Annotated in this window: 12 protein-coding genes; 4 read left to right on the top strand and 8 right to left on the bottom strand. The window is 40.9% G+C overall.

Going from position 1 to position 9964, the window contains the following annotated elements:
• The first annotated feature begins 203 nt into the window (after positions 1-203).
• Complete coding sequence (locus tag D9603_RS17310) at positions 204-671, top strand: RNA-binding protein (protein WP_128732257.1); 468 nt, start codon at positions 204-206, stop codon at positions 669-671.
• A 6-nt stretch (positions 672-677) separates the two neighbouring features.
• Here D9603_RS17310 and murI read toward each other — a convergent pair whose 3' ends face one another.
• Together murI and D9603_RS17300 are read right to left on the bottom strand one after the other, a co-directional pair.
• Positions 678-1445, bottom strand: coding sequence for a glutamate racemase (gene murI, locus D9603_RS17305; protein ID WP_128732256.1), 768 nt, complete (start codon positions 1443-1445; stop codon positions 678-680).
• Positions 1446-1508: 63 nt separating this feature from the next.
• Positions 1509-2639 carry a DUF5610 domain-containing protein gene (locus D9603_RS17300; protein WP_125253698.1) on the bottom strand — a complete coding sequence of 377 codons (1131 nt, stop codon included), beginning with the start codon at positions 2637-2639 and terminating at the stop codon, positions 1509-1511.
• A 164-nt stretch (positions 2640-2803) separates the two neighbouring features.
• Here D9603_RS17300 and trmA point away from each other — a divergent pair, with 164 nt between their 5' ends.
• On the top strand, positions 2804-3898 hold the full coding sequence (trmA, locus tag D9603_RS17295) for a tRNA (uridine(54)-C5)-methyltransferase TrmA (protein ID WP_128732255.1): 1095 nt from the start codon (positions 2804-2806) through the stop codon (positions 3896-3898).
• Between the two features lie 10 nt (positions 3899-3908).
• On the opposite strand, the gene D9603_RS17290 is transcribed toward trmA, so the two are convergent.
• Genes D9603_RS17290 through ccoG form a run of 5 tightly spaced genes read right to left on the bottom strand, consistent with a single transcriptional unit; the run spans position 3909 to position 8185 of the window.
• Complete coding sequence (locus tag D9603_RS17290) at positions 3909-4367, bottom strand: DUF523 domain-containing protein (protein ID WP_128732254.1); 459 nt, start codon at positions 4365-4367, stop codon at positions 3909-3911.
• 48 nt (positions 4368-4415) lie between these two features.
• The gene (locus tag D9603_RS17285; RefSeq protein ID WP_125253701.1) at positions 4416-5045 is read right to left on the bottom strand and encodes a thiol:disulfide interchange protein DsbA/DsbL; all 630 of its coding nucleotides are present in this window, start codon (positions 5043-5045) and stop codon (positions 4416-4418) included.
• 18 nt (positions 5046-5063) lie between these two features.
• Positions 5064-5687 carry a thiol:disulfide interchange protein DsbA/DsbL gene (locus D9603_RS17280; RefSeq protein ID WP_125253702.1) on the bottom strand — a complete coding sequence of 208 codons (624 nt, stop codon included), beginning with the start codon at positions 5685-5687 and terminating at the stop codon, positions 5064-5066.
• Between the two features lie 16 nt (positions 5688-5703).
• A complete protein-coding gene (locus D9603_RS17275) occupies positions 5704-6678 on the bottom strand; it encodes a serine/threonine protein kinase (RefSeq protein ID WP_128732258.1) in 975 nt (324 codons plus the stop codon).
• A 49-nt stretch (positions 6679-6727) separates the two neighbouring features.
• On the bottom strand, positions 6728-8185 hold the full coding sequence (gene ccoG, locus D9603_RS17270; RefSeq protein WP_128732253.1) for a cytochrome c oxidase accessory protein CcoG: 1458 nt from the start codon (positions 8183-8185) through the stop codon (positions 6728-6730).
• A gap of 409 nt (positions 8186-8594) precedes the next feature.
• On the opposite strand from ccoG, the gene D9603_RS17265 reads away from it, so the two are divergent.
• Both D9603_RS17265 and D9603_RS17260 read left to right on the top strand, forming a co-directional pair.
• Entirely contained in the window at positions 8595-8954 is a 360-nt protein-coding gene (locus D9603_RS17265; RefSeq protein ID WP_125253704.1) for a hypothetical protein, read from the top strand.
• Positions 8954-9157 (top strand): hypothetical protein, encoded by a 204-nt coding sequence (locus tag D9603_RS17260; RefSeq protein WP_125253705.1) that lies wholly within the window; start codon positions 8954-8956, stop codon positions 9155-9157. The genes D9603_RS17265 and D9603_RS17260 overlap by 1 nt, the downstream gene beginning before the upstream one ends.
• A 4-nt stretch (positions 9158-9161) precedes the next feature.
• Here D9603_RS17260 and D9603_RS17255 read toward each other — a convergent pair whose 3' ends face one another.
• Positions 9162-9731 (bottom strand): UPF0149 family protein, encoded by a 570-nt coding sequence (locus tag D9603_RS17255; protein WP_128732252.1) that lies wholly within the window; start codon positions 9729-9731, stop codon positions 9162-9164.
• Positions 9732-9964 lie beyond the last annotated feature (233 nt).

Genomic DNA, 9964 nt, shown 5'->3' with positions numbered 1-9964 from the left:
TTAAGTGCAACCCTTTTTTTGATCTTTTTATTCGTTCGAACAACTATTGAACAAAAACAGCTATTATGTACAGATAACACCCAAAATAAGACAAATCTTACTATTAGAACTATATTAATTATTGCGAAGTTTAATTAACTCGTTAAGATAGCTAGCTTATTTGTTAAATTAATGTTTAACCTTCTTTTAATTGGTATATGTATATGAAGTCTTTTGATCATAAAGTCATTTTGATCACTTTGGTTATTGCAGTTACGAGCTTTTTCATTGTCGATCTTGCATTAAGCTCTGCTCAACTCGACGCTGCATTGATGTTGGCCGTAGGTATTATTGTCGGCAGTATCGTAGCCCAGCTTTCAAAAAGTGATACACAACAAGAAAAACAATCAAACTTAGCAACCACTACATTATATGTAGGTAACTTACCATATAGAGCCAATGAGCACGTTGTTCGTGAGCTTTTCGAAGAACAAGGTAAAGTATTTTCTGTTCGTCTATTAAAGGACAAGAATACTGGCAAGCGGCGTGGCTTTGGTTTTGTAGAGATGGCTAAAGGGGATGCGGACAAGGCCATCAGCCAACTCAATGAAAGTGAGTTTCAACAGCGTACACTAAAAGTGAGAGAGGCGAAGCAAAAGCCTGAGGGTGAAGTAAATCACTCACCAGCTTGACTTGCTTTAACTGAAGGAGATTAACGCTACTTCTTCTTTGCTATCCAAAACAGGCGCCGTTGCATAGAACTTAACTTCTTTTAGCGGCGCCTTTTCTATATTTATTTCCTGCTTTCCAAGCAAAGAAACAGCTCTGTTAGCTATGGCCTTTCCCGAATCAACCAACTCAATATGATCAGGTAGGCATTCTTTGATGTTATCGGCAATTAACGGAAAGTGCGTACAGCCTAACACTAAACGGTCAACGGAATACGGAATATGTAGCTGCTTGAGTTCCTCACACAGCGCCGCTTGATCAAGCGTGCTGTGCCAATAAAAATGTTCAGCTATTCTAACTAGCTCTGTAGAATGCAAAATCTCGACTTTACATCCACCTGCAAAGTCATGAATGAGTTTTTGTGTGTAAGTATTATTGGATGTCGCAGGTGTTGCTAACAAAGCGATGTGCTTAGTCTGAGAGCTATACGCAGCAGGCTTAATAGCAGGAACTACACCTATAATAGGGATTTGAGTATGTTTTCGCGCCTCTTCTAACGCATAAGTTGAGGCGGTATTACAGGCAATAACAATCATATCAACATTACTTAAGTATTGCTCTTGCCAAACAATGAGTCCCTTAATGCGTAATTTAATTAATTCCTGAGGTTGCAGACCATAAGGAAGAAATGCGTTATCCATAACATAGCTAAAAGTGGAATTTTGAAAACGATAGCGCAAGTGTGACAGAACACTTGTTCCACCAATACCGGAGTCAAAAACTAGAATATGTGACACACTTCATCCCCTAAATATTTAAGGAATGAAGTTTGCCATGAGTCACAATGAAAATAAACTCGATCAGCTTGTTTGTTGTTGCTCTGCTGATGAGCCCTTATTTGATTCATTTAAGCGGTTGAAAAAGCTGCTCGCATAATCCAAGAATTCATTTAACCTGGATTGCCCTTCATTCATCCATGCAAGTATATTTGGCAATTCGTTGTTAGCATTGAGCGCTTTTGCTTGCTCTTGAATGTCTGCTAGTTGCTTATTCAGAGGTACAAACGCCTTCTCTAGTTCTTTCATCGGATTGCCTTGTTGATACTGTGCAATCGCGGCAGATGTTTTCGTTTGCTTTAAGTCCATTGTGAAGTTGGTGATTTGATCAGAGTTTAAACTAAGTGACTTTGCCATATCGAACGCTTCATCATACTCACCGCCAAAGAACGCATCGCTGACATTGCGAATATCTTCCATCATATCGTTGATTGCTTGCTGCTCTTCTTCGTTCAGCTCTCCATTTACTTTAATCGAAAAGTTCACCTCTTGAGATGACTGGGAGCCATATGCAGCACCAAAGTTGTTGCCTTTTTGGGCCACGCTCGCAGCAGACCCTTGTGAATATGCGTCAGAAAATGAAATAACAACCTCATCACCTTCCGCTGTAGTGAACGCATATTCGGCCTGATTCGATAAGCTTGCAAATTGCGCCGCACTGATAGCCATTGCCTTTGGAGACTTTTCTTCAAATAGTTCTTTTTCGAAGTCATCAAGCCCTTTAAATATACCCTCTCGAGACTTTTCAATCCCTTCTTCAATATCAGAATTAAACGCCCCCATCCCTTTTAGCTCTTCACTGGCTTCATCAATACCTTGCAGCACACCTTTGCGTGCCCCATCCAGCATAGATTTTAATTCGTCGTCATTTTTACCGTCTACTTTCGCTTTTTTCACTGCACCTTGAACGAAATCAAGTACGTTTTTCACTATAGCTTCAAAGTCAAACAATGGTTTGTCTTTTTTATCTTGCGTGGGTTTCTCAATGCCAAGCGCTTCTGCGAGTTTGTCATCAAGAATTTTGGCTGCGAGTTTAGATTTATCCCCCGCATAACTATCTGAATTTATTTGGATATGTGGTCCTATCCCTTTGCTCTGTCCAGGCTTGTGCTGCATCGCTGGATTGAGCAATTGATTTAAATGCCCGATTTTCATGGTATGCCCTCCAATATATTAGTTAGATTATCGGCATATTTGTGCAAAGCTAAAGTAAAATGACTAAAAAAACGCCAAAACGATTTTAGTCACTATGCTAGACTGGACAAATTAACGACGCTCCCTAAAATAGCGCCTCTTAATTCAACATAGATGGTTTTAGTATGGCAGTAATAAAGATTGATGATTCAGCATACGAGCAACAATTGGCTGAAAAAGCTGAGCGTATCACAGCACAATTTGCACAGTTTAATGCGCCAGAATTAGAAGTGTATGACTCTGCAACTCGCCATTACCGCCAACGCTGCGAATTTAGAGTCTGGCATGATGGCGACGACTTGTTTCACATCATGTTTGATCAACAAAGTAAAGAAAAGCTTCGTGTTGATAGCTTTGACCCGGGTGCCGAGCTTGTCAATGAAATGATGCAAGTCATGATAGACAAACTTAAAGGCAATGAGGTCTTACGCCGAAAATTATTCCAAATTGATTACCTTACTACCCTAAGTGGTGAAGTACTGATTAGTCTTTTATATCACAAGCAACTTGATGAAGCGTGGCACACTGCTATGCTGGAGTTGCGATCTGAGTTGCAACAGACTTACAAAGTGGACTTTATAGGACGTGCTAGAAAACAAAAGGTCGTATTTGGTCATGATTATGTCACAGAAAAGCTCGCGGTTAATGGTAAAGAATATATTTATCAGCAAGTTGAAAACAGCTTTACGCAGCCAAATGCCCAAGTGAATCAAAAAATGCTAGCGTGGGCGCAGTCTATCAGCGAGCCGCTTAGCAATGATTTACTTGAGCTTTACTGTGGTAACGGTAACTTTTCTATCGCATTAGCTGGTTCATTCGACAAAGTGCTGGCTACGGAAATTTCTAAATCATCGGTAAAGTCTGCACAGTTTAATATCGCAGCAAACAAAGTCGACAACCTTGATATTATCCGCATGTCGAGTGAAGAGTTTACGCAAGCCATGAAAGGGCAGAAGTTTTCACGATTAGAAGGTATCGATTTACAGTCCTATGATTGCCAAACCATTTTGGTCGATCCGCCGCGAGCGGGTATGGATGAGCTAACCTGTCGCTTAGTCAGCAACTACGACAACATTATTTATATCTCATGTAATCCAGATACGTTAGAACGTGATTTAGCCTTATTATGTGAAACACATAAAATCGCACGTATGGCAATTTTCGATCAATTCCCTTACACCCATCATATTGAATCTGGCGTTTACTTAGTAAGAAAGTGATTTATAACGTTTAACGACTGGCTGCCATTGCTGTGATAAGCGCTGGCAGCTGAGTTTCGCTAAATACTTGAATACCGGATTGCTGTAATAAAGACGCCGTCAGACCCTGCCCCACTACTTTTTTACCGGTATGACTACCATCGTAAATCAGATTGCTGCCGCATGACGGACTGGACTCTTTTAATAACGCAAACTTTATATCGTGTTGAAGGCATGCCGCAAGCGCTTTTCTAGCACCAAGCTCAAACGATGCAGTAAAATCATCACCATCTTCACTCAGCACTCTACCCTTTATTAACTCTGCAGGTGGGCGAGGTGTTGGTAACCCACCTGATACTTCGGGGCACAAAGGTAACACCCAGTTTTTTTGCCGCCAATATTGCAAAGTATTATCTTGTAAACTTTGCGATGATGCGTCGTAGCGCACCGGATAACCCAATAGACAACTTGAAACTAAAATTTTAAACATAAAAAAGCCCCGCAATTATGGCGAGGCTAGTCTAATACAAATTATCGACTATTTCTTGGCTAAATAGTTCACCAGCGCTGCAATTTGTTCAGGCTTGGTAGTACCAGATTCACGTAACAACAATTTATACTTGCCATTGACAATAAACGTTGGCACACCAGTTAGCGCACCTTTACCTGAAAGGGTTTTCTGCATTCGCTGCATTTTCGATGTTTTAGTACGAACAGCGAAACTGGCATACAGCTTATCAAATTTCTCTCCATCAACTCCTTGAGCCACAAAAATATCTTTTACGTCTGCAAGTTCGTTAATTTTGGCACGTTTACCATGAATATGGTTGAACATCGCTGCAACGATTTTGTCTTTTTGCGGTAATACTTCCGCTGTCGCTAGTGCTTGTGCCAAAACCTGTTGGATTTCTGGCTCTCTAGGGCCAACAAAGTCAATATGGCTCTTTTTAAACTTCACCCCTTCGTCTAGCTTTGGCTTAACGTCAACAATCAAATTTTCCATTACATTACAAGCTGGGCAATAGAATGAGAAGTACTCCGTAAGCTCTGGCTTTTTAGTACCACGCTCAGCAATGACCTCGTAGTGAACACCTTCTTCATATGGTGCTGCTTGCGCCATGAGTGGTAGCATCAATGCAACAGCTAAGCCTTTTAATACCTTAAACATACTCGCTTTCTCCAGTCCTTATTTCTTTAATAAATATGCAATCAATTTATCGAGTTGTTCTTGGCTTTCAATACCTTTCATCTCGATTTTGTACTTGTCATTAACAATAAAAGTTGGGACGCCTGTCAACGCTCCAGCTTTTGAAAACTTCTCTTGTGCTGTCAGCATGTTATTTTCAGCACTTATTACAGGCATACTTGTCACTGCTTGATCAAACTGTGTGGCAGAGATCCCATTTAATTCCATGAGTGTTTTAAGGTCTTTAATATCGAGTAGTCTGTTTTGTTCAACATGGATCGTGTGAAAAATTTTCTCAGCGATAAGATCTGATTTACCAGCTTGCTTAGCAATAATATACGCATAACTTAAGTTCGTTTGCGTGTCTTTAGGAATACCACCTAAAAAGTTCACATGGCTTTTCTCAAAGTACGCACCATCAGGTAAATTCTTCTCTATCGCCTTTGCAATCGGTTCAAAGCGAAAACAGTGAGGGCAGTAAAAGGAAAAGAACTCTGTCACTTTTTGATCTTTACTTTGTGCTGTTGTCAATGTCGAATAGTGTTTGCCATCAACAAAGTCTGACGCCATTGCGACAACGGGCAAAAATAGCGCAATCAGTGCAACTTTTAATTTTTTTAGCATGTTACTCTCTCTAATTTCAAGGAAATAGGCTCAAACTTGGTTCATCAAGGGCTGCCAGTTGCTCTTTTAGTGCAAGGATCTGTTGCTCCCAGTATTTGTCTGTCGCGAACCAAGAAAAGTTCCTTTCGAATGCAGGATCTTGCCAACGCTGTGCCAACCATGCCATATAGTTGATCATTCGCATAGCGCGTAAAGGCTCAATCAGTGCTAACTCGTTAGCATCGAAAGGCATAAATTCTTCATATCCCATTAGTAGGGTATCTAGTTGTACAAGTTTTTCATTTCGATCGCCATTTAGCATCATCCACAGATCTTGTATCGCGGGACCTTGCTGACAATCATCGAGGTCAACTAACATTAACTGATCTGCGGACCACAGTAGGTTACCCGCGTGACAATCACCATGAAGCCTGATTGTCTTTGGAACCTTATACTTCTGCGCCGCTTTGTTAATAACTTGCTCGAGAATAGTAACAAATGGAGTATGCAAATGACTAGGCACTAAGTCACTTTTTAAAAGTGATGTTTTTGCATCAAACAGGAAACGCTGTGTATCTAACATTGGCCTGTGCTCAAAAGCCTGCTGTGCAGATAAGCAATGTAAACGTCCAAGATAACGGCCTAATATTTCTAAATGCTCAAGGTTATCTAGTTCAAACTGCCGCCCACCAACACTGGGAAAAAGCGTATATCGGTAACCTTGGTAGCAGTGTAGCGTTTTACCTTGGATAGCCAAGGGTGCGACAACAGGGACTTCTGCATCTTTAGCAAGCAATGCAAACTCGTGCTCTTCAAGTATTTGGGGATCTGTCCATCGTGCTGGACGATAGAACTTCACAACGTAACGTTTGCCGTCATCGGCACCGAATTGATAAACACGATTTTCATAGCTGTTTAATGGCAGCAATCCGGTTGTCGGGTACACTTCTAGCGCCTCTATCGCGTCGAGGATCAAATCAGGTGTCAGTGCGTTAAAACTAAAATCATTCATCATATTTATTAAAAAAGCGAGGGCTTACCTCGCTCTTTACCTTAGTAATTTATCTTCCCTTAAAGAAGTTAGTCGGCTGGGCTAGCCTCTCATCAGGGTTATCTTGATTGATGAGAACAAACTCAAACTCAGTCACTGGCTTTTTCAAGTCGTACGGGTCAATAACCACAGACAATGGCACATCCATCGTGCTGCCAGCCGCTAAATGAACTTGCTGCTTACCTAACACTTGATAATTATCTAGACCAGAGATCTCAATCGAAAATTTCTGCTCAACTTGTGCTTTATTTATCACCTTAAGGGTATAAGTATTCTCGATTAGCCCTTCGATATTAACACGGTATAGCTGGTTTCTATCGCGAATAATATCAAGATCCATCGGCATACGCATCGCTATGTTAGCCACTAATGCTCCCGTAATTACGAGCAGAATCATTAAGTAACCAATTAGCTTGCCTCGTACTGCTTTGGTTTTTTCAGTAGAGACTTCTAGATTGCGCTCTGTCGTGTATGCGATTAGTCCTTTAGGATAATTCATTTTATCCATCACGCCATCACACGCATCGATACAAGCACCACAGTTTATACACTCATATTGCAACCCATTACGAATATCAATCCCTGTCGGGCACACTTGAACACATAAATTACAATCAATGCAGTCGCCAAGTCCGAGTGCTTTGGGGTCTTGCTTACGACTTCTAGGGCCTCGGCTTTCACCGCGCGTCGCATCATAACTCACGGTAAAAGTGTCTTTATCGAACATAGCTGATTGGAAACGTGCATATGGACAAATATGTAAGCACATAATTTCCCTCATCCAACCAGCATTGCCGTAGGTACATACTGTAAAAACGATGATACTGAGCACGGCATAGAATCCCGCTGAGAAAGCCAACAGATCAGGGATCAACGAACGTATTGGCGTAAAGTAGCCAACAAAAGTTATCGCGGTGTATAACGAGAATAAAATCCAGCTGCCATGCTTAGCGCTTTTACGCCAAAATTTATCAAAGTCCATGGGTCTTTGATCTAGCTTTTTGCGTTGATTGGCAGTGCCTTCAAACTTTTCCTCAAACCAGATAAAAATAAAAGTCCACACTGTTTGTGGGCAAGTGTAGCCACACCAAACTCGACCGTAAAACGTAGTTACCAGAAATAGCGCAAAGGCAGCAATCATTAGAATAAAGGCGAAAATTGTCAGATCTTGTGGCCATAAAGTCATGCCAAAGATATTAAACTTTTGTTCAAAGATATCGAACAACACAGCTTGATGGCCGTTAAAGTTTAGCCAAGGTAATACCATAAACGCCAACATGCCGATAAAACCAATTCGCCTTCTCAACAACTGATGTAAGCCCGATACAGCGCGTACATAGATACGATTTCGAGGATTGAAGCGATCCGGCGTCGAGCTATTGAGTGACTTCCCTGCTGCGCCATTTGACGGTGGCTGAATTTTAACTTCTGACGGTATGTTTTTAACCTTGATTCTATCGTTCTCCATGGAAGCTCCTTAGTGCTTTGGAACGAGATGCACTTGCTACAGTGACCTTATACCATTTTATCTTGATACTAGCTCAATTAAGGGAGTATATCAGATGCTAACTGCGTTAAAACTTTCTTATTTAGAACAGCTAAATAACAAGTTTTGTTTGGTTATCGAGACGACCCTCTCGTCCTAGAATACATTTCTTAATTAAGCAAATTGGCATTACATAATAAACGCTAAACTATTGCGATGTGCCCCATGACATTGTTTAGCAACTGCCATTATACGCCTTGAAACTCTATGATTAATAGTAAGTTGAGCTAAAACCCATCATAAATGATGAGAGATTAGTTGCGGCTTGACTGGCAAGTTTATTACACTAGGTGCAATATTTTTGTTAGCTAGATCAAGTCTGCACTAGATTATGAAAAAATTTTTAGTATTAGCCATTATAGTCGTTGCGTTATTCACTGTAGATCATCCTTTAATCAAAGAGCCCAGAGAAAGGCTTTTGGGACAAGGTGTAAACACACTCAGTGAATCTAGCAAAATCCAGCGAAGTACAGCTGCAAGAATTGCCAGGGCAAACGTCGCTAAAGCAATCACAATGACAGAAGATGAGAAAGCTTATATCAACGAGGCGCTTGCAAGTGATGAGAAAGTGCGACTTTTTCACCTCAAATACTGTAAAGAGAATGACTATAACCTGTACTTTTACGGTTCAGACCTCATTACTATTTGTGAAATAGCCAGCCAAGCAATCCAAGAAGCTGAGGGGTTATAATGGACTTTAGTCAACTCAACAAACAACGTGCAAAATCTTTCAATGATCAAAAAGCGTTAATTAAAAAACTGAGCCAAGGTAGAACGGTTATTTGCCCTCACTGCGAGTTACCAATCTCACTTACGCTAAATCAACACGCCCAACGTAGCGCCATAGCACGCTGTCAAACTGGCTGCACACTCATTGAGCTTGACCTTATGTAGAGGACTATTCAAATAGTCCACTTTTTACTGCTGCCACTTCAACCAATTCGGCATAAGACCCTGCAAATTCATCGGCAAGTTGAGCTTGCGTTACTTGAAATTCCTCTAGCGATTGCCCTATCTTTTCACAATACAAGGTGAGCTGGTGTTCACCTAACGCAAACAACCCGAGCTGCTCAGTACTTACTTGGAGCGCCTGCTTTATGTCATCAGCCAATGGACTTGACATCAGTTGCTCATAAAATGGCGTAGCAGCCATCAAAAACCCTTCGGCCCAATTTATTTTTTCAGCCAATGGGGTGTCCGCATGCCATGGTAGAGTAAATCCTGTTTCATACACCTGTTCTGAAATCTCATGATGGAGTGCCATTAATGCAAATACCACACTTTCATCCAATGCAGGATCCGCATTCGTTAAAACTTTAAGCCACTGCTGTGTTTCAATCCCGTTAGGATCGATGCAGGTTGCGTATAAATAACCTTGCAAAAAAGAGATATCAATTGACAGCTTACGCGTTGAGAAATAGTTTTCTAGACAGTGCTGTTGTGCAGGAGTGAATGAGAAATTGTGCATAATATTGCCTTACCAAAGACGCACCTTTTTGCGCCTTGAAAAAAGATCTAAATCTATGAGTGCACCTTGGTACACTGTTTTTTTATATCAATTGTCTTAATTAAGATTGCTATTTTGAGGCGAGAACATCTTGTCAATAACCCCGCTACCGCATCCTGCTATCGCCAAGGCACCTACATCCGTGTAGGCAAAGCAAAAGTTTTGCTACTTACTTGTTCTAAATAAGAAATTTT

The organism is Pseudoalteromonas sp. PS5, assembly GCF_004103255.1.
Lineage (GTDB): Bacteria > Pseudomonadota > Gammaproteobacteria > Enterobacterales > Alteromonadaceae > Pseudoalteromonas > Pseudoalteromonas peptidolytica.
The sequence above is the reverse complement of the archived record's forward strand: the minus strand, read 5'-3'. Positions and strand labels throughout refer to the sequence as shown.